Consider the following 23,893-nt stretch of genomic DNA (forward strand, 5'->3'; position numbering starts at 1 on the left):
ATAAATAAACGAAAAGGACCAAAATCAGTCACATGATTTTGGCCCTTTTTAACGATTAGTTTCAAAATGTTGTCCTTATCTGAAGGGAGGTCATTCACTAACTTCGCCCATCGTTATCGTTTATAATGAGGTTAACGTCTCATGCAGACCAGTCACGAAAGAGGGCAATCAGATTGAAACAAGAATCACTCTTCTCCGGCTCGGCGAACAACATGCCGTTAGCCAACCGGGTTCGACCACAAACTTTGGATCAATTTGTTGGCCAACAACACTTATTAGGTCCCGGCAAAATTCTACGAGAACTGATTGAAAACGACCAAATTTCCTCAATGATTTTTTGGGGACCACCTGGCGTTGGCAAAACGACGCTGGCTAAAATCATCGCCAAAACAACCCATTCCAATTTTCTGAGCTTTAGTGCGGTGGATAGCAGTATCAGCAAAATCAAGAAAATCATGAAAGACGCGGCCCTCGAACGAGAGATTGGTCAAACTACCATGGTCTTTGTCGATGAAATTCACCGGTTCAACAAAGCCCAACAGGATGCCTTCTTGCCGTACGTTGAAAATGGCAGCATCATTTTAATCGGCGCAACAACTGAGAATCCCTCGTTTGAAGTGAATTCAGCGTTATTATCACGTTGCAAGGTCTTCGTTTTGCAGGCATTGACGCCAGATGACATTCGGACGCTGCTTCAAAATGCATTAACGAATCCCGAAGGCTTTGGCAAACAAGCCATCACCATCGGCCAAGACGAAATCACGGCAATCGCCAAATTCGCTGACGGTGACGCTCGAAAGGCGCTCAATACGCTAGAAATGGCCATCCTCAACGGCGACAAACAGGGTGACCAAACCATTGTCAACATGGACGATCTGTCTCAACTGATTACCAGAAAATCCGTCTTTTACGACAAAAATGGCGAAGAACACTACAACATCATTTCGGCGCTTCATAAATCCATGCGCAATAGCGATGTGGATGCCGCCATTTACTGGCTGTCACGCATGCTTGAAGGGGGCGAAGATCCGCTCTACATCGCCCGCCGATTGGTTCGATTTGCGAGTGAAGACATTGGGTTGGCGGACACCAACGCGCTCAACTTGACCATCAACGTCTTTCAAGCCTGTCAGTTTCTGGGTATGCCTGAATGTGATGTTCATTTGGTTGAAGCCGTCACTTATTTATCGATGGCGCCAAAGTCAAACGCCATTTATCAAGCTCGACTTGCGGCAGCTAAGGATGTGAAACAAACCGCAAATGAGCCGGTACCAATGCAGATTAGAAATGCGCCCACTAAGCTGATGAAAGATTTAGGCTATGGTCAAGGATACGAGTTAGCCCACAACGCGAAGGATAAACTCACCTCCATGAAAACCATGCCGCCTTCGCTTGAAGGGCATGAGTATTACGTGCCAACTAGTGAAGGTCATGAAACGCGGTTCAAAGAGCGGTTGGCGCAAATTAAGGCTTGGCATCAGCGCAATGACTAGTTTTTCGATATAGCATGAACGCGATTGCGTTGATGGTGTGGTAAAAGCCAGTGTTGGGTACAATCTGAGTATGATGGCATTTAAAAGAGGCTCATGCGCTGAAGTGCATGAGCCTCTTTGTAACCCCTAAACTATTCCTTGGGTACCAACGTCTTAATCACCCGCGCCGGATTCCCCGCAATCGCCACGTTACTGCCAAACGACTTGGTGACCACCGAACCGCCACCCACAACCACGTTATCGCCCAGCGTCACGCCGGGGAGGATCGTTGAATTACCACCAATCCAGCAGTTGTCACCAATCGTGATGGCTTTGCCGACGCCTAACCAACTGGTGCGGTCGGTGACGTCTAGCGGATGAGCTGCCGTGTAAAGTTGAACCGTGGTGCCAGTAAGCAGTTATCACCGATCGTGATTGGGCAAGTATCTAACAGGATGCAGTCGAAGTTGGCGAAAAAGTTATCGCCAACGTGAATGTTATAGCCATAATCGCAGATAAACCGGGGGCGAACCTCGGCATTATCGCCAACGCTGCCGAAAAGTTCGGTGATCAGTTGCTTGAGCTTGGCTTTGTCGTGAAACGAGGTTTGGTTCAGTTCATCGTATAAGTCACGGGCGTGTTCGCGCTCGGCCACGAGGGTCGCGTCGTTCACGTCGTAGAGTTGTTCGTTCATCATGTCGTCGTATGCTGTCAAAGTGGGGCCTCCTGAGAAAAAAAGTCTAATAATGACATCATACGCTAAACTGCGTACTCGTTGTAAGCCCGAATTGAGGTGCATCAACGAGAGTTAGGCGAAAAAATTTGCAATCAGCCGGTCAACTCACCATATCATTTCAAACCTAATTGCGTCATAATAACCATAATTAAGCAAGTTAATTGAAGAGGGGCGGACACAATGGCTAAAATTTTAGTGGTTGAAGATGACGTTCAGTTCAACCAGATTCTGCAAGTTATCTTAAAACAACACGGACACGAAGTCGCAACGGCGATGGAACCAAACGAGGCGTATGATTCGATGTACGATCACCGGTTTGACCTCGTCCTATCTGACATCATGATGCCAAACATTGATGGTTACGAATTCGCACAAACGATTCGCCAAACTGACCCGGCGATTCCGATTCTATTCATTACGGCGCGTGATGATATTGCCTCAAAGGAGAAGGGTTTCAATTCCGGCATCGATGACTACATGGTTAAGCCCATTAACTTTGAAGAACTGATTCTACGCGTAAATGCACTGCTCCGGCGGTCACAGATCAACAAGGATAACGTGTTAACGATTGGCAACCTGACGTTAGATGCGGAAGCGGTGAGTGCGGTGGTTGCCGGCGATGAAGTGAGCGTGACGGTGCGGGAGTTTAATATCTTGTATAAACTATTATCGTACCCCAACCACGCGTTTTCGCGAGCGGAGCTGATCAACGAGTTCTGGGACCTAGATGGGGATACGAATCTGCGAGCAGTTGACGTGTATTTGTCCAAACTACGGGATAAGTTTGCGGCGGCTGACGGGTTTGAACTGAAAACTGTTCATGGCTTGGGCTATAAGGCGGTGCTGAAATGAAGGCGAAAAAACGGCTAACGGTGCACGTGAGTCACTTTTCCTGGTTGGAAGTGTTCTTGAGTTTTTTAATTATGAGTTTAGTGGCGGCGGTGCCGGGATTACTGTACGGACAGCATAACTGGCGCGTGGTGTTCAGTGTTTATTCGCTCTGGTACGCGCTGTACTGGGTGATCATCGCGCTAGTGTTTGTCGGCTTTACAGCTTGGCAACGGTATCGGAGTATGGACCGGCCGTTACGGGAACTCAGTGACGCTGCTGAGCGGGTGGCAAGCGGTGATTTTTCGGTTTACTTACAACCGCTACACAGTCCGGCAAACTATGATTACTTAGATGCGATGTTCGCCAACTTTAACACGATGGTGGCGGAACTGGGTTCGATTGAAACCTTAAGTGATGACTTCATTGCTAACGTGTCCCACGAATTTAAACGCCCGTTGGCCAACATTGAAGGGTATGCGCAGGCGTTACAGTTACCGAATTTAAGTGAAGCGGATCGGTTGCAGTATACCGCAACGATCATTCAATCAACGCAACAGTTATCGGGCTTGGTCACGAACGTGTTGCGACTCAACAAACTCCAAAACCAGACGATTAAACCGCAACTGGAGACGCTTGACCTGAATGATCAGTTAACCCGGGTGGTTCTAGATCATGACGCAATGCTGGAAGCCAAGTCCTTAGAGATGGCAATCGATCTACCGGAAAAGCTCGAACTAACTTCGGATGCCGCACTACTACGAGTAGTTTGGCAAAACCTGTTGCGGAACGCGATTAAATTCACGCCCGCTAACGGGCAAATCAGCTTATCGGCAACGCAGACTGACACAGCCATTACGGTCAGTCTTCAAGATACCGGTGAAGGTATGTCCGCCGAGACGCAACGCCACCTGTTTGATAAATTCTATCAGGGCGATAGTTCCCATGCTTCGGAGGGTAACGGACTGGGGATGGCCATGGTGGCGCAGATTCTTCGGCTAGTCAATGGTGAGATCCAGGTTACTAGCGAACTTGGTCAGGGGAGCACTTTTACCGTGACGTTGCCGTTAGCATCTAAAAAAATAACGACTTAACATTTCAGCAACATTTCGCCAACATTTAATTAATAAGCTCCCTGTATTCTAAACACATCAAATGAATACAGGGAGCTTATTAATATGACAAACAATCAAGATTTTATCGCATACGAATATTTACAACAAACGGTACCGGTAGCCTTTGAAGCGGCCTTTACGGATGGTTACGAGAACTTCGGTTGGCAACTTGAAAAGCGTAACGTGGCATTAAATCAGAAGTCAGTCCACTTACAATTCAAACGTGATCGGCGAATCGACAACAAAGTTGAGTTGAACCGGCTACAGCGTCAGTTTGACGAACAGATGGCCGGCGTGGTGCAGCTTAATCGTCAACAGGCCGCTATTCCCACCATCATCGCGATTACGGTGGGGTTACTGGGAACGGTCTTTATGGGCGTTTCGGTTTTTGCCTACCTCGCAGCGTTCTTGGTGCTATCGATCGTCGTTGCCGTTCCAGGGTTTCTGTTGTGGGGCGCCAGTTACTTCGTTTATCGCTGGTACCAACGTCGAATCGCGGCTAAAATGCGGGCTAGCATTGAGCAACGGTTGGACCAAACTGCTGCAACTTGCCAGAGTGCGTTTACACTTAGTCACTAATTAAGGAGCTGATTGAATGACCGTTTTAACTCAAACATTTAAAGCTGACAACCTGTTTGTTGGCCGGTATACGTTTTACGATGGGACTGATTTTGAGGCCGACTGTGTGCGGTATAACATTCCCGGACACGGGAATTTAAGAATCGGCAGTTTCTGCAGCATTGCCGCAGACGTTCAGTTTATGATGGGCGCGGCGAACCATTCGTTGAACAGTTTTTCCACCTATGCATTTGGCGTTGTGAATCCGGACTGGGGGCAGCGCTTAGGGATGACTAAGGCTGATATGCCAGTAAAAGGGGATACGGTGATCGGTAATGATGTGTGGATCGGCCGTGGTGCCGTTATGATGCCCGGCGTTCACGTGGGTGACGGTGCGGTGATTGGCGCATACAGTCTCGTCACGAAGGATGTGGCGCCGTATACCATTGTTGGCGGTAACCCGGCGCACGTGATTCGAACTCGGTTTGATGCCACCACGGTGGCGTTTTTGGAACGATTCCAGTGGTGGCAGTTATCAGATGAGTTATTGCCACTGGTGATCCCATATATCAGTGACGTGGATCAGGCGCAGGCGCTGGCGGGACTGCGGCGATTTGCGCGCGAACATCAACTTGCGGGTTAGAGGAAAGAGGAGCGGTAACGGATGGTTATTTACATTGACGTGATAATTGGTTTAGCAGTGGGGCTAGTAACAGGTTGGTTAGCCAATGCCATTAAGCGGCCGGCAACGCCGACCCGGCGGTGGATCACCGAACTACTGAGTTTGGCGATGGGTGTATTAGGCGCAATTTCAGCAACCCAGTTTGTGACCTATGGGCCTCAGTTTCTAGGTTGTAGTGTGGTGCCCGCCGCGGTTGGCGGCATCGTTTTGACGCTGGTCGTTTTGGCTGCTGGTAAAAGTTGGCTCAAGCTATGAAGTGGCTTCGAGAAACGCGACTAACACGACATTATGAAAATTCTATCGACCGAATGGCGCTGCTGAGTGCAGTTAGTTTGCCATTCGGTTTATTGGTGGCTTTGGTGAAACTGGTGTTGGGCATTGCGCTAGGTTCCGCTTGGTTACTGTTGTTCGGTGGTTACTACCTAGTGCTGGTGTTGGCCAAGGCATTTTTGCTGCAACGGTATAGTTGGGAGCGGCTAGAACGAATCTCAGCGATTCAGCTCCAGCGGCATTTATTGCTAGGACAGCGCATTGGTGGCGGGAGTTATGTGTTACTTGGTGCGGTATTTACCGGTATCTGTGGCTGGCTCTATCGGAGTGGTGTTGACGTTCATTACAGTAAAAATGTGACGCTGGTGATTGCCACGATTGGGTTTGTTAAGTTTATTAGTGCAGTGGTTGGTCTCATTCGAGCACGTCACTTGGATAACGCGTGGGTCAGACTATTAAAAGCCTTCAACGTGGCGAATGGGTCGGTCGCCATTGTGTTGACCCAGTATGCGCTGTTAGAGATGCAACGTTCGGCTGCCGCGACAAGTTCGACCGGGTTGTTTGGGATGGGCGTTGGGGTTGTGTTGATGGTGGTTGGCGGGATGCTGATGAGGCAACGGTAACCAATTAAAAAAATTTTGAAGATTAACGCTTGCCTTAAACCCGTGTTTAACCTTTAAGCTGATAACCATCAACTTAAAGGAGCGTTAACATGCAAACACAATCTCAAATCAAAATTACCACTAGCTGGCCTTATCGCACTGGCGTTATCCGGCTTTCTCGCATTATGACCGAAACCTTACCAGCGGGACTATTACCCCAGATTGCGGCCGGCCTTCACATCACCACTGGTTCGGCGGGGCAACTCGTTACCCTGTATGCGATGGGCTCGATTCTCGCCGCCATTCCGGTGATTGCCCTGACGCAGTCGTGGACGCGTAAACACTTATTTATGACGGCGATTGGTGGGTTCCTACTGTTTAACTCACTCACCGCACTTGCTGGCAGTTACTGGTTAGCGTTACTGGCTCGGTTTGCGGTCGGGGTTGCGGCTGGCGTCGTCTGGGGAATGTTGGCCGGGTACGCTCGGCGGATGGTGCCAGCAAACTTAGCTGGTCGGGCGATGGCAATTGCATTAGTTGGCACGCCGGTGGCCTTGTCTTTCGGCGTACCAGCGGGCACTTGGTTAGGCAATCAAGTTGGCTGGCGGTTAGTTTTTGGCATCATGTCGGTTTTTGCGGCGTTGTTGCTGGTATTAGTTTGGCGGACTTTACCTGACTTCCCGGGAACGACTGGCCGAGAACAGGTGACGTACCGCGCTGTGTGGCATACCGCTGGTGTTCGACCACTGTTATTAGTGACCTTGCTTTGGCTGGGAGCGCACAACACTTTCTATACTTATATTGCGCCGTTTTTAGCGGCCAAACACGTGGCTCACGTTGACGTGGCGCTGTTAGTTTTCGGGATTGCGGCGTTGATTAGTATCGTATTGACCGGGATTTGGATCGATCGGCATTTGCGCAATTGGCGATCGGTAGTCTGATTTTATTTGTGATCAGTACGGTTTTGCTTGGCACGGTTGGATTACCATTAGTTTGGATCGCACTTTGGGGCCTCTCATTCGGTGGCGCGGCAACCTTACTCCAAACGGCTTTGGGACAACGGGTCACTAACGACGCGCTCGATATCGTGATGTCACTAAATGCCACCGTGTGGAACGTGTCGATTGCGTTGGCTGGGGCACTGGGCGGCTTGCTTGTTCAGGCTGGTGGTGCGATACTACTGCCATGGGTCACAGCGGTGGCGGCCGGGTTAGCATTGCTGGTTGTCATTCGGTATTTGCACTAATTAAGGGGGCTTCAACGTGTCATACACGATTGGTCAAGTTGCGAAGCGGTTGGGGGTGCCGGCCTCGACGATTCGGTTTTATGATAAGCATGGGTTGTTACCGTTCGTGGAACGCGATGAGAACGGTAACCGGCGTTTTACGGAAAATGATATGAACTACCTCGACGTGATCACCGTTTTGAAGAAGAGTGGCGTGCCGGTGGATACGATTGCCGAGTTCATTGCGCTATGTATGACGGGTGATACGACGCTTGAAGCCCGCTACGATTATTTAAAGGATACGGAGCAGATGTTGGCAGCGAAAATTGCCGAACTCAATAAGCAGATGGCTTTTTTGAAATTCAAGCAGTGGTACTACCGGACGGCGATTGCAGCGGGGACTGAAGACATTCACTTTTTGCCGGGGACGCGGGACTTTGATCCGGCGACGAAGCGGGAATATCTGGCTGGTCATCCGGATGCGGGGGCGTTTCGGGATTTTGTTGAGGATGAATAAGTAACGTTGCCAAACTAGCAAAAGACGCATCTGAATCTGGTTGTTCCAGAATCGGATGTGTCTTTTATTGTTTAGCAATTAAACTACGATTCGGTCAATGATGACGTTGGCTAGAGTGTACCATAGCTTTGCGAGTTGATTTTTGGAAAATGAGCCCGCTAATCCCGAATTAAGGCTGTTTATCCCACCTAAATTAAGTTATCCTAAACTTAATTCAAATACGGAAGAGGGCTTCATAGTGAAAAGCTACGTGGTTGATGCGTTCACGGATCAGTTGTTTAAGGGAAATCCGGCGGCGGTGATGTTTTTAGAGCAGTTTCCAGAAGACCAGCTCATGCAACAGATTGCGTTAGAAAATCGGTTATCGGAAACGGCCTTCGCAGTTCAAACGGGTGTTGATCGGTATGATTTGCGGTGGTTTACTCCGGGTGGCGAAATTGACCTTTGCGGCCATGCTACGTTGGCAACCGGGTACTTGGTATTCCGGTTCCGGCAACCAGAGAGCGACACCGTAACGTTTGATACCCAAAGCGGTGACTTGACGGTGACTAAACAGGGCGACCGCTATCAGTTAACGTTCCCAAGTTATGAACTAAAGCCGGTTCCCGTAACGGCCGAAATGACCGCGGCATTTGGCGTTGAACCGCTAGCGGCTTATATGGGGCGCGACTTGTTGTGCGTGTTGCCGGACGCTGAAACGGTGACCAGCTTAACGCCGGATATGGATAAGCTGGCGCAGTTGGATGGGCTATTACAACACGTGACAGCACCCGGTGATGCGGCGAGTCCGTTTGACTGTGTGTCACGGTCGTTTGGTCCCAAGTTAGCGGTACCGGAAGATCCGGTTTGTGGGAGCGGCCACTGTCACATCGTGCCTTACTGGGCGAAGCGTTTGAAGCAAGACGACCTTGTGGCGTTGCAGGCTTCGGCACGGACTGGGGTTTTGTACTGTCACTATGCCGGGGCGCAGACGCAGTTGAGTGGTGAAGCGGTTTTGTATTCGGAGGCGGATGTAAAGCTGGCGTTTTAAGGTAACGAAAGAACCCTATCTGGAACTCATGGATGAGTAACAGGTAGGGCTTTTTGTGTGTCGTTAATTTTCATAATTCGATGGCAACAACTGCTGCCGTAATTGATCGCCCAACAAGGCCATTCGTGGAAATGCCACTCGTTCAGCAACCACCAAAATTGCGGTGACTAACGTACTAACGATCAGCATATTCGGCGGTAAAAACATAATCCCCATGACGCCACCCGCAACGAGTGGTGATTCGAGAATCGTGCCACCCATGCTGATGGCGATCACGCCGACTACAAACACCATATTCAGGTGTGGTAGCAGTTGACTAATGGCGATGCCTTGCGCAGTAGCACAGAAGAGCACCGGGAAGATGTCGCCGCCAATCCAGCCGGTATTTAAGCAAATTACTAGGAGTATCAGTTTTAATAGCGCACTGCCGACTAGGAAGCCGATGGACTGTTGCTGCCAGCTGGTTGCCAGTAAGTGGAAGTTGGCCATGCCGGAGAAGTTGATGGCGGGGAGCCAGAGTGAGGCGAGGTAGATGGCGATACCGCCGAGGGCGAGGCAGGCGACTTTGTGCGTGAACCATTTGTTGATGAGGGCTGTCAGGCCTTGGGTCAAGCGCAGTTCGAGTTGACCGATCAGGTAGCCCAGCAACATCAGTGGTAACAGCCACGCCAGCTCCATGGGGTGCCAGTTGAATTGCCCGAGGTAGACGATGACGGAAGGTTCGCCGCCCAGTTTGCAGGTGAGGTAGAAGCTGATGACACCAACCACGAAGAAGCCAATGGTTTGCGGTGTCCAGATGCGTTCCTTAGTATGTGGCGTTGCGGTTTGGCGGTATCGGTGCGGCAATAAGAAAGCGCCGAGCACTGTCCAGCCGCCACGGTGCCAAAGTTGCGACCAGTTGGCATTGAGGTAGCGGCATTTTTCCATCAACCAGATACCATACAGGGCCGTGGAGCTGACGAGAGTTGCTTCTGGGCCGAGACTCGTACCGCTGGTGAGGATGATGGCGGGGATAACCATCTGTAGGAGCACGTAGCGGTAACTGGCCGTGCCAGTTTGTTTAAATTCAGCTTTGATCTTCGGCAGGGGTTTGGGTAATTGTCCAGTCGTGTGGTGAACGAGGTAAATCAGCGTGCCCACTGCCAACAGCCAAACGGCGTTGAACACCGGGCGAAATGCGGTGCCGATGCCGATCCATTCGATGAGCTGGCCTTGTAATAGGTAGAAACGGCCCAGCAAAAAGCCAACAATGAGGCTGCAGAGCACGCCGTACGTGGTGATGACGCTGTGTTTGATGATGGGTTGCATGGGTCCTCCTTGTTTGATTATTGCATTTTTAAATGATATTTTATTCCAATTTTATAAATTTCAAAACGAGTTCCATTTTAACTGACAGACGGGTGGGTGTCAACTTAATGTTTTTCAGAAAACAAGCCTAAGAAGTGGTTAAGTTAAGGTTGTTGTTTGAGGACGCTGCTGGTCAAAGAAGTTGAGTTTCGGTACAATGAGTGAAACGGATGGGGTTGGGAATGATAACAGCTTGAAAGTATTCCTGAAACCCAGATGAACGCTTTAACACGCTCTCGAAAGGAACGATAACCATGCTCACAATTCGACCAGCCAAGCCGGCCGATGCAAAACAGATTGCTAAAATTTTGATGGTGATTTTTGACCAGATGGGAATTACGGAACTACCGCCAGCTGACCTTGAACACCGGGTCGCCCAGTCCTTTACCGCGCCAGCGTTTCTTGGCGAAATTGCCGAAACGTTGGTGGCGGAGACTAACGGCATTGTGGTTGGCGTGGCGTTTAGTTACCACGCTGACCAAGAAACTGCCGTTGGAGCGCACTGGGATGAAGCGTTTACGGATGTGTCGTTACGACTTCATCCGGGAAGCGAGACGCTACCAGGTGAATGGTATCTGGAACTCCTCGCGACCGCAGAAGCAACCCGTGGTCAAGGCGTTGGCGCCAAGTTATTAGCAGCGACTAAGAAGCTGGCGAAAGAACGGGACGCTGAAACTTTGGCGTTGAACGTTGATTTAACGAATCCGCGGTCCGAGAAATTGTATCGCCGTCAAGGGTATCAAGCGGCTGGTGAAATGGTGATTTTGGGTCACCGGTACCGGCATTTGGAATTGAAATTAGATTAAACGAAACAAAGAGAACCGGATTGAACAGCTGTAAGTGGCGTTCAATTCGGTTCTTTTTACACTTAAACTCATTTTTTTTCGAAATAACGCTTGCCTTGAAGTTACTTCAAGGGTCTAAAGTAACCTTATTAACTGAAACGAAGGCGGGCGAATGAGAATGAATAACTTAATTGACTTGTATCGGCAACATGTCACGTTGATGGTCGCAGGCGACACTGCCGCCTTGGGCAAACTACTCGTACCGGATTTCTACCTCATCCACATGACGGGAATGCGGCAATCTAAAGCAGAGTGGTTAGCAGCAATTGATAATGGCGACATGCACTATCACCAAGCACAAGAACACCACGTCAAACAATTGAATGAACATGAAGTACTTGGTCAAGACCAAGTCGATGCCACGATTTGGGGCAGTCGCGGCACGTGGCGGCTACAACTACACGCGTATTTTGTAGAAACGAAGCAGGGGTGGCTGATCGAACACATCAAAGCCGGCACCTATTAGAAAGGATGATTACTAGTGAAACAATTAATTGCCTATTATTCTTGGTCGGGAAATACCACAGCGTTGGCCAAACACCTGCAACAACTCACGCAGGCGGATGTAGTTGAAATCACGGTTCCGGACGGTACGTTTTCAACGGATATGTACGCCACTTCAGATATTGCGAAGGAACAGCTTAAGGCGGGACACCTACCAGCATTAACTGAGACGCTGCCCGATTTCACGCAGTACGATGAGATTTTAGTTGGTGGTCCGGTTTGGTCGGGTGCGCCGTCGACACCGGTATTGGCGTTCTTACAACAGGTAAATGATTCGGAAAGTCAGCCACGGTTGGCACCATTTTATACGCATGCGGGCGTTGCGGGTGAGTATGAGGCGACGTTTAAACAAGCGGCTGGTTCACTCACCGTATTACCCGGATTAAGCATCGCCGGCACGGGTGCTGGTGCGGATGCCGAGATTCAAAACTGGTTACAACAATTGAATTAGATTGGAGAACTGAAAATGAACTTATTAATTTTAGCAGCTAACGGTCAAATCGCACGGATCGTGATTGATCGAATTTTGAAGGAAGCAACCTTTAAAGACGTTGCATTAACGTTGGGGCTACGCAATAGCCAACGCTTAGCATCGTTAGAGGATAACGACCGGGTGCGGGTAATCGAAACGGATTTGGAAGATGCCCAGTCAGTTTCGACCGCTATTGCCGGACAGGACATGGTGTTCGTAGCGGTTGTCGACCATGATGCCGATAATGCCATGACGAACAACGTGATTGCGGGGATGAAGGCGCATCACGTTGACCGGGTGATCTTCACCAATATATTAGGGCTGTACAACGAAGTGCCTGGTGAGTTTGGTGCTTGGAACCGGCAAATGGTGAGCGCTGGCTTGGCGGCGGCCATTAACTCGGATCGGTTGTTGGCGGTGTCTGGATTGACGTATACCACGTTGCGGTTGCCTTGGTTGAATGACCGTGATGAAGTTAATTATTCGATTACTCACCGAAATGACGCCTACGAAGGCGTATCTGGTTCACGGCAGAGTGTGGCGGATGTGGTGTTGCGCATTGTGGCCGATCCTGACTTTGGTGCTAATGATAGTTTAGGGATGGCGGATCCCGCAACGCAGGGAGAGACGCGGCCGGTTTATTGAGTTGATTTGGGTTTATGAGCTGTAGAACGGCGTCGTTTAGATGAACGGTGCTTTTTTAATGGTCGCCATTCGTTTGGCGTTCCCAAATCGGTTTCGCCAATTTTGGCATACCACTGTTTCATCAGATTGGCTTCGTGTTGTTCTTGGGCCGTTTTTTTCGGTCGGTGTCGTTTAGGCGTCCCCTTGCGTTTTCGTTTTGCTAGTTCTTGCGCTTCAATTTTTGCGATTTTAATATCAGCTTCTTCGCGAGTGAGTTCGCCATGATGAACGAGGGCGTTAAACCGTTGGATGGTGATGGGATCGACTTTTGGTTGCGGTGATGCGAGCTGCTTTTGCATGTCTAAACTAACGTAACGGGGTTTTTGTTCACTGGTCATATCGAAACACTCCTAATCAGTTATGTAGCGGTAGTTTAGCAGATTCAAAGGCGGAAATGGTAGTGATGAGTCTCGTCCGGAATTGTACTAGTAAGCGGTTTTTAGGATATTCTGAGAATCTTTCATTTAAAATTCTTTTTAAATAAGCAGAGCCCTCCAGGGTTATTGAGTACACTAAGCTCAGTAATCAAGGAGGGCTTTTATGATGCAACTAACACAAAGTAAAGCACAACCACAGGAAGAAACCAGTTATGTGGATCGGGTCACGGATGCTTGGCTTGCCAAACACGCGGCGGGGGTCAAATTCGTTGAGAAGACGGTCGCATACATCGTCATTATTCTCGCGCTGATCTATCTCTACGATTACAGCGGCGTGGCCGGTGGTCACTTTATCTATAACGAATTTTAATTAAACGAAGGTGTCGAGATGATTGAAAATATTTTAACGAAAATTGACCAAGAAGCGCAGGCTCACCCAGATCGAGTGGCGTTTGACTATCTTGGTGAAACGAATACGTATGGTGAATTAGCGGCTTGGTCGAGTCGGGTAGCCACTGCAATTTCGCGACTGAATCTTGCGGCGAGTTCACCCATCGTCGTTTACGGTGGACAGACGTTTGACATGCTGGTGGCGTTCTTAGGCGTCACGAAGGCGGGTCACGCCTACATTCCCGTGGACGTGAACTCGTCTGATGAACGGTTGCGGTCGATTATTGAAACGGCGCAACCGGGGTGTGTCATCAGTGTTGAACCGTTGCCGATTGAGTCAACGGTGCCAGTGCTCGCTTTATCGCAGTTACGTGATAGTTACCATGAACTACCAGCTTATCAACCAACGAACACGCCCTTGATGGCCGACAACTTCTACATCATTTTTACATCCGGCACGACTGGCAAACCAAAGGCGTCCAAATTAGCCACAGCAACCTGCTCAGTTTCGTCAACTGGATGAAGTACTCATTTAACTTCGAAAACAAGCGGGTCTTGCTACAACCATCATTCTCATTTGACCTCTCCGTGATGGCAATCTACCCAACGCTAGTCAGCGGCGGGACGTTGGTCGTATTACCAAAAAAGGCGACGGCCAACTTCATGGTGATGTTCAAGGTGTTGCCGAAGATGGGGTTAAATACCTGGATCTCTACGCCTTCGCTCATGGACATCTGCCTGATGGATCCACAGTTCAAACCAGCGATCTACTCGCAATTGGAACGGTTCCTGTTCTGCGGTGAGGAGCTGACCCACGACACAGCGCAACGGTTGAAACAGCGGTTCCCGAACGCTCAAATTTTCAACACGTATGGCCCAACGGAAGCCACGGTGGCGGTGACCAGCGTTGAAATCACTCAGTCGGTTTTGGATCACTATTCCCGGTTGCCGATTGGCTATGTTAAACCGGGGTCGCGGATCATGGTGAAGTCGAACCACGCACGGCAGGGAGAGTTGATCATCAGTGGCGCCAACGTGTCCAAGGGATATTTGAACAACCCTGATAAAACCGCGGCGGCCTTCTTCAGGCAACATGAAACACAGGCTTACCGGAGTGGCGATTTAGGTTACTTTGACCACGACTTGCTGTTTTACAGTGGCCGGACGGACTTTCAAATCAAACTCAACGGCTACCGTATTGAGCTGGAGGAAATCAACCACTACCTCAACCAGCTCTCGTTTGTGACTCAGGGCGTGGCGGTACCCAAATACGACCAGCAAGGCAAAGTTCAACAGCTGATTGGCGCCGTGGTATTAAAGCAACCCACTGATGACCAATTAGCTGATAGCGGCAAACTCAAACAGGCATTGGAAAAGTTGATCATGCCCTACATGGTGCCACAACGGTTCAAGTTCTACCAACGCTTACCACTAAGCGCCAACGGCAAGGTAGACGTGAAGGCGTTGATCACCGAGGTTAACCAACATGATTAATCTGCAGCCGTACGCGGATCCGGCGTATTTTATCCTGTTGCTGGGGACGTTGCTACCGGCGATGATTGGGCTGTATTTTGGCAAACGACTTCGGACTTACGAAGCGCTGTGGACAGTGGCGTTTTTAGTACTGACCTTTGGCGGCGTTAAGTGGCACCAGGGTGTGGCGTTGTTGGGGTACGTGATTTTTCAATTGTTGTTGATCATGGGCTACCAGCGTTATCGGCGCAAAGGCAATCGGACCGGCGTTTTTGTGGTCGTTGTGGTACTGAGCATCTTACCGCTGGTGGCAGTTAAAGTTGCGCCAGTTCTGGCATCGCACCGGTTATCGTTGCTGGGCTTTCTGGGTATCAGCTACTTGACGTTTAAGACGGTGCAGGTGTTGATGGAACTGCGAGACGGTACGTTGACTGAGGTTGGGATAGTGGCGTTTCTACGCTTCTTACTGTTTTTCCCAACCGTGTCATCGGGGCCAATCGACCGGTTTCGGCGGTTTCAAGCGGATGAACAGCGGGTGCTGGATCGGGCGACCTATTTATCATTGGTCGATCACGGAATTCAACTGCTGTTCAAAGGGTTAGTTTATAAGTTTATCTTGGGCTACTTGTTTGGCACGTTGTGGCTGCCACGAATCGCCCATGCGGCGTTGGTGAGCCGACATGCATTTTACGGCACCGGGCTGTCGTGGCACCTGATTGCTTACATGTACGTCTACAGTATGTATCTGTTCTTCGACTTTGCGGGGTACAGTGCGATTGCCATCGGGGTTAGTTATCTGCTGGGGATTAAGACACCGGACAACTTCCGAGCGCCATTCGCAGCCCACAACATCAAGGAATTCTGGAATCGGTGGCACATGTCGCTGTCATTCTGGTTCCGGGACTTCATCTTCATGCGACTAACGTTCTTCTTAATGAAGAAACGACTCATTAAGAACCGGATTCGGGTCTCACAAGTCGCGTACCTTGCCAACTTCTTAATCATGGGCTTTTGGCATGGTGTGACCTGGTACTACATCGTTTACGGCCTGTTTCACGCGACGGCAATCATCCTGAACGACTACTGGTTGCGGTACAAAAAGGCGCACCCGCAACTGATCACCCATAGCGCGGTGACTGAGGGCGTCGGTATTTTCATTACATTTAACACAGTTTGCTTTAGCTTCTTAATTTTCTCAGGATTTTTAAATACACTATGGTTTCACTAATGGAGGACATTACCCATGGAACAATCACAAACGATTCTTAACATTTTAACGGACTTAACTGGTACGGACTTACACGATCAACTCAACGTCAACCTGTTTGACGCGGGGTTATTGGACTCGATGGCAACCGTTCAATTGGTAATGGAGCTAGAAGAACAGTGCCACGTGTCGATTCCGATTTCAGAGTTTGACCGAACTGAATGGGAAACGCCGGCTAAAATTATCGCAAAGGTGGGCACGTTGTAATGAAAAAACGGCACGCACTCTGGTACGCGATTGGCCCGGTGTTGATTGCGGCTGTGGTGACGGTGCTGTTGCTGGTCGTGCCGCACCGTACGCCAACGTACAAGCAGGGTGAATTAGAAAAGGCATCGCTTTCGATGTCCAACAACGTGTTAAAGGGTCAGGCCATGAAGACCCAAGCTTTGAACAATGGCTACGTCCCGTTCTTCGGTTCCTCAGAGTTGGCCCGGCTAGACATGATGCACCCAAGTGTTTTAGCGGCTAAATACCACCGGGACTACCGGCCATTCTTGCTTGGACGAGCGGGGACGCAATCGCTGACCCACTACTTCGCAATGCAGGATATGACAGCACAACTGAAGAATCGTAAAGCCGTGGTAATTTTGTCGCCACAGTGGTTTACGAAGGTGGGGCAAGTTAAGGCGGCCTTTGCGATGTACTACTCACCATTGGCAACGGCGCAATGGCTGTTGAAGGCCCGCAATACGGCAACGGATCGGTACGCAGCGAAACGCTTGCTGCAGATGCACACGGTGCACAAGTCGAGCGTGATGCACCAAGCCGTTTGGCGAATTGCGCATGGTCGGCGTCTGACGGCCGTTCAACGCGGTTACTTACACGTTCGGTTACGGTTGCTTCAGAGTGAGGATCGGTTATTTGCCAAGCTGGGTATCAAGGATAAGCGGGCACGATTGAAAAAGAGCGAGCGGCAGTTGCCGGCCCAATATTCAGTTGCTAAGTTAAACCAGTTGGCGGGTGACGCTGGTCGCAAGCACACAACGTCCAACCGGTTCCAAATCGACAATCACCTTTATCAGCAGAAGTTGAGTCATGGTCGGGTCAAACGGCTGAAGAACCAACAGCGCCACTTCGACTACCGGCGCTCACCGGAGTACGGTGACTTTGAGTTGTTGCTGAACCAGTTTAAGCAAAGCAACACCAACGTACTGTTTGTCTTGCCACCGGTGAATGATAAGTGGGCGAAATACACCGGCTTATCGTTGAAGATGTTGCGGTCAACGAATCATAAAATCAAGCAGCAGTTAACGGCACAGGGATTCACGAATGTGCTGGATCTATCCGAAAAAGGGAACGTGAACTACTTCATGCAGGATACGATTCATCTTGGTTGGCGAGGCTGGTTAGCGGTTGATCAAGCCGTAAAACCGTTCTTGACGAAGCAACAGGCGGCACCGCATTATCGACTTAAGAACTACTATTATTCGAAAAAATGGCAACAGAAACTTATTAACTAGATAGCTAGGAGAATAGTAATGAACGTTGAACTCAGGCCACTGCGCCAGCAGGATTTCGCATTAGCGGCAATTTGCAATTACTGGGATGCACCTAGGGCGGTATACGCGTAATCGGTTGGAATTGGCTATGTACAGTCGGTATTTTTGGAACACTGAAATCACTCAGGCGACTCGAGCTTACGGTGCCTATTTAGACGGGCAGTTTGTGGGAGCCTTGTTAGCGAAAATGGTGGGTGAAGCGCCAGTGTTGCCGTCTAAACGCCGAGTTTTGGCCAATCGAATAACGGACTGGTGCGTGTATGGCCTGTATGGTGCGATGACGGCACCGTACGATCAAGCGAACAACGAGATGCTTCAGAAATACCGGCAAACCAACGAACCGGATGGCGAGATCCTCTTTTTGGCCGTTGATCCGAAAGTGAACGGGCAGGGCATTGGGACCAAGTTAGTTGCCCAACTCCGGCGAGATGAGCAGTGGAAACTGATTTATCTTTATTCAGATTCTAGCTGTAGTTATCAATTTTATGATCATCGTGGGTTCGAACGGGTTGGTGAAAAGCAGATTGAATTGTCGGCATCGGGGAAGGTGATTCCGCTGACGTGTTATTTGTACAGTAAGTTATTGGGAGAGGAGAATGCTGAATAAGGGTTAATGAACGTTAAGCAAGAGGGGTCGTACACGATAACGGTGTGCGACTCTTTTTTGCTAAACATAACGAAATTTTATGAAAACGCTTGCATTATCATGTAGTTATGGTATGGTGCTCTATGCACAAAATTGATATTCAACTGGAGGCTTACATGATGACAGTTCAATGGGATGTTCAGGATAAAAGCGTCATTATCACAGGCGGTGCAGGCGGGATTGGCTTCGGCATGGCCACCGCGTTCGTTAAGGCGGGCGCTAAGGTTTTGATTGTCGACATTAATGACGAGGCGTTGGCAACTGCTGCCGAAAAATTGGCACCGTTAGGAACAATCAAAACCTTGAAGGCCGACATTGCGTCAGTAGCAACGGACCAAGCAATCGTGAAGACGGCGGTCGAGACATTTGGCCAACTCGATGTTTTGATTAATAACGCGCATGCATCGAAGCAAAAACCGTTCACTAGCTTGACGGATGACGATTTGGCGCTGTCGTTCAACACCGGTTTCTACCCCACTTGGCATTTGATGCAAGCGGCGTACCCTTACTTGAAAGCAACGACGGGTTGTGTGATCAACTTCGCTTCTGGCGCAGGCATCAACGGTCAGCCAACTCAGGCGGCCTACGCTGCAGCTAAGGAAGCGATTCGCGGCCTGTCACGCGTTGTCGCAAATGAATGGGCCGCAGATGGCATTCGCGTGAACATCATCTCGCCAATTGCTGAAACTGAAGGGGTGAAGCAGTGGCGTGAAGCTGCACCGGAGCAGTACACCCAACTGGTTAACAGTATCCCATTGCATCGGTTAGGTGATCCTGAAACTGACATTGGCGCGGTGGCCTTGTTCTTGGCAAGTAGCGCTAGTGGTTATATGACTGGGCAGACGTTAATGGTTGATGGTGGGGATATTAAGTTGCGGTAATGTGGCTTGGTTGAGCTACTGATAGTTACGATGTTGAAATCAGAAATGATTGAAATTGAAAACGCCCTCGAGATTGAGAGCGTTTTTGTGGTGCAATTATGATAATTTTTGTCAAATGATATTAAAAGTGATCGTGGCGGATAATAATGTTGATGATGGCGTTAGCAATGGGATTAAAAATTCGGAAACGAAAGATGAACATAGAAACCCCTTCTTTCAAGTGAGTAATAGTAACGAGACAAATTAAGATTAGTTATCTGAGAAGGCGCGGACGGCAGCAATGTCAATTGGAGCGGTGATGGCAGCAAGCGCGGCGGCTGAGGCAACGGTAAAAACGTCAGAAGAGACAACGGCGGTAGTGATAATGGTACCAATGGTGAACATAGAAAAACCTTCTTTCAAGTGAGTAGTAGTAACAAGACAAATTAAGATTAGTTATTAGAGAAGGCGCGGACGGCAGCAATGTCAATTGGAGCGGTGATGGCAGCAAGCGCGGCGGCTGAGGCAACGGTAAAAACGTCAGAAGAAATAACAGCGATAGCATGATGGTAATCATGTAAAAGCTTCTTTCAATTTTTAATAATAATACGTAAACGGATGGATTAATGGTGGCGACATGAGCAGCCTCGATTCCAATAGTTATTGTATATTAGGATTTATGAATGAAAATTTTGGTAAATAGATTAAGAATACGCATAGCAATACGCATAGTAATGCTTATTTTAAAACTAGCAAGCCCGGCGACTCGTGTTTGATAGCGTTTTCCTGATGCACTTTGTAGTGCTATAATTTCTGTATGGCTTAACCAACTAGAAAACTTATAAGTAGGTAAAAGATAGGCTGTGACCAAAAAACCTTTACGTGTGATGGCAACGAAGTAGTGATGGTTGTAAAATTTGACAAATGCAGTTGCTGTATATCCATTATGATCCTTACAACTAACGATGTAGTCTGGCGAAGTAAGTACAGTCAATAAACAATCTGAAGAAATATTGTGATTAGCGTTAATATGACGAAGACTACGTTGATTAATTTCAATGTTATAGGAAGCCGTGTTTATTATTAGTGCAGAATTAAATTTAAGAGTATCGTCTCTGAAAACTCGAATAGTTCTAATTATATCGGGAGCAATTTTTTCTCCTGTGACTACCAGATCTGGTAATGAAATAGATTGTTGAAGTAACATATCGTTCATTCCTTTCGTATCAACTTTATGAACTCATAATAAACCTAAATAAGTGTGTGAAGTTGTACGTAAGTAATTGTGAATATTTGTGAATATTTGTTGAAATGTAGGGGAATAGTCCGCCAAAATAATTAAATAGAATAATAAAAAAATAAATTATTTTTAAATGAGGGTGAAAGTATGACTAGATTCTATCAAGCTGATTTCATGAATTTACTATTAAAGGATGGTTTAAAGTTAACACAGGCAAATGTTGCAGATGCCTTTGATGAGGGGAATGGTACGTATAATCAGAGCCGAATCTCAAAAATTAAATCTGGAAGCAAGGGATTTAATACGGATAGAATTGATAAAAATTATGCGGTAAAACTGTTTGATAGGTTTAGTAATTCTTCAAAAATCAATTATCGAGAACGATATTTAATTTTTCAAAAACAAATTGAATTGAAATATCATATTGAACTACCGATGCGTGCTACTTCGTCTAAAGAAGTAACTAAGGAAATATTTGTAAAAACAATTAAATATCTTTGCCAATTGGCAAGAGAACCAGAAAGGGCGAATGAGAGGGCGTCGCGAGTAAATAGTGATAAAAAGGTTCATTTTACCGATTCTTTTAAAGTGCCAGTCAATAGGTCGGCTCTAATTGGACGTTCAAATGAGCTAAAAGAGTTGGATGAGCGATTAGCAAACAATCGAGTTGTTGTGTTAACAGGTCTGGGTGGAATTGGTAAAACAGCGTTGATTTTAAATTATGTATCTCAGATTCAAGACACAAATCGATTTAAAAGCGTTCAATTTATTACGTATCAAAATAGTCTTAAACAAACGATTGTTCAAGGCATCGATTTATCTGGAATTTCTCCTAAAATCACAGATGAAAAAAGAGAAGAACAAATTTTTAGATTCATCAAAAATCAAACAAACGACACATTAATAGTAATTGATAATATGGTTACGTCACCATATTCGGGTGAAGATCGAGAAACTTTTGATGAAATAACTAGTGGTCGATGTCGCTTTGTCTTTTTAACGCGAGCACATGATGAAGATATAAAAACTTTAGAATTTCCTATTTTACCGCTTTCTGAAAAAAAACAGTTACAATTATTTAGTGAAGAATGCCAAGTACCTTACTATGATGCTCCGGAAGATCAACAAAAAATTAAACAAATTTTGAAAACAATTAATGGGCATACCTTAACAATTATTTTAATTGCAAAATATATGGCTGCGAATGATACGACCCCGGATGCAGTTATTACAACAATTGGTGAAGGAATTCAAGAATTTAATGATCAAAATGCTAAAGTGAAAGTGGCGACAGCTGCAACTAATACGCAACAAGGTACAATTTTTTCAATTATTAAAAATATTTTCAATATGGCAGCTTTAAATATAGGACTGAAACGCGCATTGGCTTTGTTGGTATGTCTTCCTGAGCAGGGAGTACCTTTGCGTAAGTTTTTAAAGTGGAATCAACAAGATATTACTCTCAAAGAGCGTATCGGTGAATTGATTGGATTAAATTGGATTGAATATAGCGGTAAAACGGATCTATTACGACCACACCCTATTATTAGAGATGTAGTTATTGATGCACAGCAACACGAACGATTTATAAATTTAGAAAATGTTGATGACTTTTTGACGGAGATAGAGCATCAATTGGAAGAACCCAATGTTGCTATCTCACAAGCTCATATTTTCAGCCAAATGATTTCAAATGCCGCTTCACTGTTAGTTAGGGATGCGACTAGTGTTCAGGAAATCAAACGGTTTGTACAAATAGCAGAGGATATGGATGATAATTCTACGTATTATGAGATGGATTCTTTATATAAACTGATTTTACAAAGAACTGGTGAATCAGAAATGGGGGAAATGCAATTTAGAATTTTGAGCAAATTGGCGCATTCGGAAAAGGAACTTGGTAAGTATCAAGAGGCCATTGCTCATTATCAACAAATTATTAAAAGTTTTAAAAATATTCCAGAACCACAATTAGCTAGTTTTAAATGTCAACTGGGTATTCTATATCGAAAACAAGGAAGATATCAACATGCCTTGGACAAGTTCCAAGAAGCCATTGAATTAATGAAAAATGAGCCAAATAATTTAGTCACTGCCGAGATTTATAATGAACGCGGTGTAGCATATTTGAATCAAGGAGAACTGGATAAAGCACTTGTGGACTACGAAAAGGGACGGATAATTCGTGAAAAAATAGGTAATGGGAAGAAGGACTTAGCGTTTTCGTATCATAACATTGGAACAGTGTATCAGAAACTGGGTAACTTTGAATTAGCTATACGAAATCATCAGAAAGCTTTACAATTACGAACAGATGAACCTCGTGAGAAAGAGGAAGATGTGGCGGCTTCCCTAAATATGTTGGGATTAGATTATATGCATGTGCCGGATAAAGAAGAGCAAGCAGAAAATTACTTAAAACGAGCGTTTAAATTAAGAAGTGATTTATATGGAGAATACCATCCACAAATTGCGTGGTCTTGCTATGCGCTGGGACAGTTTTATGAGAAGTGTGCTAATTACGAAAAAGCATATGAAAATGCATACAAATCATTAATGATACGTTTATCAGCACCAGCCGGGAGTCGTAACTACCGATATATTAGTAAAAGTATTGAATTAGTGATGACAATTTATCGCGAGTCAGGACAAGATGAGGCGTTAATTAAATTTAGTCGAAAGTTTCAGAAGACAATTCGAGAGAGATTAATGACAGAAACTTATTAGAAAGTCAGAGACAACAGATGTTAGCATTGTTTAACGGAGTTATCTGAGCTTAATTTCTATTGAAATAGACGAAAAGTCTTATCTCGGGTTTTGAAAGTTTGCTTTACGCTTCGAAATAGGCTTAATACAGTCTAATGAAATCGTATAAATTTTGTGAAAATGAATATACGATCCTTTTGTAGGTTGGCTAATAATTCTTAAACACGTCAGCTTTAGTGACACATGAATGAATATTACTTAGAATCGTAAACTTGTAATTTAAAGAGAATATTGAGGATAACACTTGTCTTCTAGAAGATTATTTCAGATGAGGGTAATAGTTTTCATGACGTTGGTGGATAATAACCAACGTCTTTTTTGTAATAATATCGCATAGTTTAGCTAACAGATTTTAGTAATGGTTGAATTCGTTCAGAAGATGGTGTATTAATGAGTGAGTTAAAAACTGGTATTTTTTTATGGAGACAGAATGTGTCTATTAGAACTGTTATCATTATCGTATTGGAAAGAAATAATCCAGTAAAAAT

At 46.8% G+C, this 23,893-nt stretch carries 26 protein-coding genes and 2 pseudogenes; 23 read left to right on the forward strand and 5 right to left on the reverse strand.

Going from position 1 to position 23,893, the window contains the following annotated elements:
- The first annotated feature begins 173 nt into the window (after window positions 1–173).
- Window positions 174–1,493: a replication-associated recombination protein A gene (locus JCM2765_RS03685; protein ID WP_054733890.1), complete on the forward strand. Its 1,320-nt coding sequence runs from the start codon at window positions 174–176 to the stop codon at window positions 1,491–1,493.
- Between the two features lie 131 nt (window positions 1,494–1,624).
- Here JCM2765_RS03685 and JCM2765_RS03690 read toward each other — a convergent pair.
- A pseudogene (locus JCM2765_RS03690) lies at window positions 1,625–2,169 on the reverse strand (sugar O-acetyltransferase).
- A 219-nt stretch (window positions 2,170–2,388) separates the two neighbouring features.
- On the opposite strand from JCM2765_RS03690, the gene JCM2765_RS03695 reads away from it, so the two are divergent.
- From JCM2765_RS03695 to JCM2765_RS03735, 10 genes are all read left to right on the forward strand, one after another.
- Entirely contained in the window at window positions 2,389–3,060 is a 672-nt protein-coding gene (locus JCM2765_RS03695) for a response regulator transcription factor (RefSeq protein WP_054733893.1), read from the forward strand.
- The gene (locus JCM2765_RS03700) at window positions 3,057–4,130 is read left to right on the forward strand and encodes a HAMP domain-containing sensor histidine kinase (RefSeq protein WP_054733896.1); all 1,074 of its coding nucleotides are present in this window, start codon (window positions 3,057–3,059) and stop codon (window positions 4,128–4,130) included. Before JCM2765_RS03695 ends, JCM2765_RS03700 begins: the two co-directional genes overlap by 4 nt.
- 84 nt (window positions 4,131–4,214) lie before the next feature.
- Entirely contained in the window at window positions 4,215–4,730 is a 516-nt protein-coding gene (locus JCM2765_RS03705; protein WP_054733900.1) for a hypothetical protein, read from the forward strand.
- 16 nt (window positions 4,731–4,746) lie between these two features.
- The gene (locus JCM2765_RS03710; protein WP_054733903.1) at window positions 4,747–5,352 is read left to right on the forward strand and encodes a CatB-related O-acetyltransferase; all 606 of its coding nucleotides are present in this window, start codon (window positions 4,747–4,749) and stop codon (window positions 5,350–5,352) included.
- A 21-nt stretch (window positions 5,353–5,373) separates the two neighbouring features.
- Window positions 5,374–5,646, forward strand: a complete 273-nt coding sequence (locus JCM2765_RS03715) for a hypothetical protein (protein WP_054733905.1) — start codon at window positions 5,374–5,376, stop codon at window positions 5,644–5,646.
- A 104-nt stretch (window positions 5,647–5,750) separates the two neighbouring features.
- On the forward strand, window positions 5,751–6,284 hold the full coding sequence (locus tag JCM2765_RS03720) for a hypothetical protein (RefSeq protein ID WP_156301663.1): 534 nt from the start codon (window positions 5,751–5,753) through the stop codon (window positions 6,282–6,284).
- Between the two features lie 89 nt (window positions 6,285–6,373).
- Complete coding sequence (locus JCM2765_RS03725; RefSeq protein WP_225351954.1) at window positions 6,374–7,204, forward strand: MFS transporter; 831 nt, start codon at window positions 6,374–6,376, stop codon at window positions 7,202–7,204.
- Window positions 7,186–7,509 (forward strand): hypothetical protein, encoded by a 324-nt coding sequence (locus JCM2765_RS17865; RefSeq protein ID WP_225351955.1) that lies wholly within the window; start codon window positions 7,186–7,188, stop codon window positions 7,507–7,509. Before JCM2765_RS03725 ends, JCM2765_RS17865 begins: the two co-directional genes overlap by 19 nt.
- 16 nt (window positions 7,510–7,525) lie before the next feature.
- Window positions 7,526–8,005, forward strand: a complete 480-nt coding sequence (locus JCM2765_RS03730) for a MerR family transcriptional regulator (protein ID WP_054733912.1) — start codon at window positions 7,526–7,528, stop codon at window positions 8,003–8,005.
- Window positions 8,006–8,243: 238 nt separating this feature from the next.
- On the forward strand, window positions 8,244–9,035 hold the full coding sequence (locus tag JCM2765_RS03735) for a PhzF family phenazine biosynthesis protein (protein WP_054733914.1): 792 nt from the start codon (window positions 8,244–8,246) through the stop codon (window positions 9,033–9,035).
- Window positions 9,036–9,098: 63 nt separating this feature from the next.
- Here JCM2765_RS03735 and JCM2765_RS03740 read toward each other — a convergent pair whose 3' ends face one another.
- Window positions 9,099–10,343, reverse strand: coding sequence for a chloride channel protein (locus JCM2765_RS03740; protein ID WP_054733917.1), 1,245 nt, complete (start codon window positions 10,341–10,343; stop codon window positions 9,099–9,101).
- A 293-nt stretch (window positions 10,344–10,636) separates the two neighbouring features.
- Between JCM2765_RS03740 and JCM2765_RS03745 the strand changes: the two genes are divergently transcribed.
- The 4 genes from JCM2765_RS03745 (at window position 10,637) to JCM2765_RS03760 (ending at window position 12,848) form a co-directional block, all read left to right on the forward strand.
- The gene (locus tag JCM2765_RS03745) at window positions 10,637–11,188 is read left to right on the forward strand and encodes a GNAT family N-acetyltransferase (RefSeq protein ID WP_054733920.1); all 552 of its coding nucleotides are present in this window, start codon (window positions 10,637–10,639) and stop codon (window positions 11,186–11,188) included.
- A gap of 157 nt (window positions 11,189–11,345) precedes the next feature.
- Window positions 11,346–11,693, forward strand: coding sequence for a nuclear transport factor 2 family protein (locus JCM2765_RS03750; protein WP_054733923.1), 348 nt, complete (start codon window positions 11,346–11,348; stop codon window positions 11,691–11,693).
- A 15-nt stretch (window positions 11,694–11,708) separates the two neighbouring features.
- Window positions 11,709–12,182, forward strand: a complete 474-nt coding sequence (locus JCM2765_RS03755) for a flavodoxin family protein (RefSeq protein WP_054733926.1) — start codon at window positions 11,709–11,711, stop codon at window positions 12,180–12,182.
- 15 nt (window positions 12,183–12,197) lie between these two features.
- Entirely contained in the window at window positions 12,198–12,848 is a 651-nt protein-coding gene (locus JCM2765_RS03760) for an NAD(P)H-binding protein (RefSeq protein ID WP_054733928.1), read from the forward strand.
- Here the strand turns inward: JCM2765_RS03760 and JCM2765_RS03765 are convergent.
- Window positions 12,842–13,225 carry a hypothetical protein gene (locus JCM2765_RS03765; protein WP_054733931.1) on the reverse strand — a complete coding sequence of 128 codons (384 nt, stop codon included), beginning with the start codon at window positions 13,223–13,225 and terminating at the stop codon, window positions 12,842–12,844. The genes JCM2765_RS03760 and JCM2765_RS03765 overlap by 7 nt on opposite strands.
- A 253-nt stretch (window positions 13,226–13,478) precedes the next feature.
- On the opposite strand from JCM2765_RS03765, the gene JCM2765_RS03770 reads away from it, so the two are divergent.
- The 7 genes and pseudogenes from JCM2765_RS03770 (at window position 13,479) to JCM2765_RS03800 (ending at window position 19,420) form a co-directional block, all read left to right on the forward strand.
- Window positions 13,479–13,634, forward strand: coding sequence for a teichoic acid D-Ala incorporation-associated protein DltX (locus JCM2765_RS03770; RefSeq protein WP_225351959.1), 156 nt, complete (start codon window positions 13,479–13,481; stop codon window positions 13,632–13,634).
- Window positions 13,635–13,652: 18 nt separating this feature from the next.
- Window positions 13,653–15,148: pseudogene (dltA, locus tag JCM2765_RS03775) on the forward strand (D-alanine--poly(phosphoribitol) ligase subunit DltA).
- Window positions 15,141–16,355, forward strand: a complete 1,215-nt coding sequence (gene dltB, locus JCM2765_RS03780) for a D-alanyl-lipoteichoic acid biosynthesis protein DltB (RefSeq protein WP_054733935.1) — start codon at window positions 15,141–15,143, stop codon at window positions 16,353–16,355. The pseudogene dltA and the gene dltB overlap by 8 nt, the downstream one beginning before the upstream one ends.
- A gap of 15 nt (window positions 16,356–16,370) precedes the next feature.
- Entirely contained in the window at window positions 16,371–16,601 is a 231-nt protein-coding gene (dltC, locus tag JCM2765_RS03785; RefSeq protein ID WP_054733937.1) for a D-alanine--poly(phosphoribitol) ligase subunit DltC, read from the forward strand.
- Window positions 16,601–17,854 carry a D-alanyl-lipoteichoic acid biosynthesis protein DltD gene (gene dltD, locus JCM2765_RS03790; protein WP_054733940.1) on the forward strand — a complete coding sequence of 418 codons (1,254 nt, stop codon included), beginning with the start codon at window positions 16,601–16,603 and terminating at the stop codon, window positions 17,852–17,854. The genes dltC and dltD overlap by 1 nt, the downstream gene beginning before the upstream one ends.
- Window positions 17,855–17,939: 85 nt before the next feature.
- Window positions 17,940–18,500, forward strand: a complete 561-nt coding sequence (locus JCM2765_RS03795) for a GNAT family N-acetyltransferase (protein WP_082404984.1) — start codon at window positions 17,940–17,942, stop codon at window positions 18,498–18,500.
- 155 nt (window positions 18,501–18,655) lie between these two features.
- Complete coding sequence (locus JCM2765_RS03800; RefSeq protein ID WP_225351956.1) at window positions 18,656–19,420, forward strand: SDR family NAD(P)-dependent oxidoreductase; 765 nt, start codon at window positions 18,656–18,658, stop codon at window positions 19,418–19,420.
- Window positions 19,421–19,669: 249 nt separating this feature from the next.
- Here the strand turns inward: JCM2765_RS03800 and JCM2765_RS18685 are convergent, their stop codons facing one another.
- Both JCM2765_RS18685 and JCM2765_RS03805 read right to left on the reverse strand, forming a co-directional pair.
- Window positions 19,670–19,804, reverse strand: coding sequence for a hypothetical protein (locus JCM2765_RS18685; RefSeq protein WP_263849315.1), 135 nt, complete (start codon window positions 19,802–19,804; stop codon window positions 19,670–19,672).
- Window positions 19,805–20,069: 265 nt separating this feature from the next.
- Window positions 20,070–20,606 (reverse strand): hypothetical protein, encoded by a 537-nt coding sequence (locus JCM2765_RS03805; protein WP_054733949.1) that lies wholly within the window; start codon window positions 20,604–20,606, stop codon window positions 20,070–20,072.
- Window positions 20,607–20,786: 180 nt separating this feature from the next.
- On the opposite strand from JCM2765_RS03805, the gene JCM2765_RS03810 reads away from it, so the two are divergent.
- A complete protein-coding gene (locus tag JCM2765_RS03810; protein ID WP_054733952.1) occupies window positions 20,787–23,366 on the forward strand; it encodes a tetratricopeptide repeat protein in 2,580 nt (859 codons plus the stop codon).
- Window positions 23,367–23,893 lie beyond the last annotated feature (527 nt).

Source organism: Secundilactobacillus similis DSM 23365 = JCM 2765 (genome assembly GCF_001311075.1).
Taxonomy (GTDB): Bacteria; Bacillota; Bacilli; order Lactobacillales; family Lactobacillaceae; genus Secundilactobacillus; species Secundilactobacillus similis.

Bases quoted from the DNA above. Each gene is read 5' to 3' on its own strand.
- JCM2765_RS03695 (WP_054733893.1), top strand. From the start codon at position 2,389: ATGGCTAAAATTTTAGTGGTTGAAGATGACGTTCAGTTCAACCAGATT.
- JCM2765_RS03700 (WP_054733896.1), top strand. From the start codon at position 3,057: ATGAAGGCGAAAAAACGGCTAACGGTGCACGTGAGTCACTTTTCCTGG.
- JCM2765_RS03705 (WP_054733900.1), top strand. From the start codon at position 4,215: ATGACAAACAATCAAGATTTTATCGCATACGAATATTTACAACAAACG.
- JCM2765_RS03710 (WP_054733903.1), top strand. From the start codon at position 4,747: ATGACCGTTTTAACTCAAACATTTAAAGCTGACAACCTGTTTGTTGGC.
- JCM2765_RS03715 (WP_054733905.1), top strand. From the start codon at position 5,374: ATGGTTATTTACATTGACGTGATAATTGGTTTAGCAGTGGGGCTAGTA.
- JCM2765_RS03725 (WP_225351954.1), top strand. From the start codon at position 6,374: ATGCAAACACAATCTCAAATCAAAATTACCACTAGCTGGCCTTATCGC.
- JCM2765_RS03740 (WP_054733917.1), bottom strand. From the start codon at position 10,343: ATGCAACCCATCATCAAACACAGCGTCATCACCACGTACGGCGTGCTC.
- JCM2765_RS03745 (WP_054733920.1), top strand. From the start codon at position 10,637: ATGCTCACAATTCGACCAGCCAAGCCGGCCGATGCAAAACAGATTGCT.
- JCM2765_RS03750 (WP_054733923.1), top strand. From the start codon at position 11,346: ATGAATAACTTAATTGACTTGTATCGGCAACATGTCACGTTGATGGTC.
- JCM2765_RS03760 (WP_054733928.1), top strand. From the start codon at position 12,198: ATGAACTTATTAATTTTAGCAGCTAACGGTCAAATCGCACGGATCGTG.
- JCM2765_RS03765 (WP_054733931.1), bottom strand. From the start codon at position 13,225: ATGACCAGTGAACAAAAACCCCGTTACGTTAGTTTAGACATGCAAAAG.
- dltB (WP_054733935.1), top strand. From the start codon at position 15,141: ATGATTAATCTGCAGCCGTACGCGGATCCGGCGTATTTTATCCTGTTG.
- dltC (WP_054733937.1), top strand. From the start codon at position 16,371: ATGGAACAATCACAAACGATTCTTAACATTTTAACGGACTTAACTGGT.
- dltD (WP_054733940.1), top strand. From the start codon at position 16,601: ATGAAAAAACGGCACGCACTCTGGTACGCGATTGGCCCGGTGTTGATT.
- JCM2765_RS03795 (WP_082404984.1), top strand. From the start codon at position 17,940: ATGCACCTAGGGCGGTATACGCGTAATCGGTTGGAATTGGCTATGTAC.
- JCM2765_RS03800 (WP_225351956.1), top strand. From the start codon at position 18,656: ATGATGACAGTTCAATGGGATGTTCAGGATAAAAGCGTCATTATCACA.
- JCM2765_RS18685 (WP_263849315.1), bottom strand. From the start codon at position 19,804: ATGTTCACCATTGGTACCATTATCACTACCGCCGTTGTCTCTTCTGAC.
- JCM2765_RS03805 (WP_054733949.1), bottom strand. From the start codon at position 20,606: ATGTTACTTCAACAATCTATTTCATTACCAGATCTGGTAGTCACAGGA.
- JCM2765_RS03810 (WP_054733952.1), top strand. From the start codon at position 20,787: ATGACTAGATTCTATCAAGCTGATTTCATGAATTTACTATTAAAGGAT.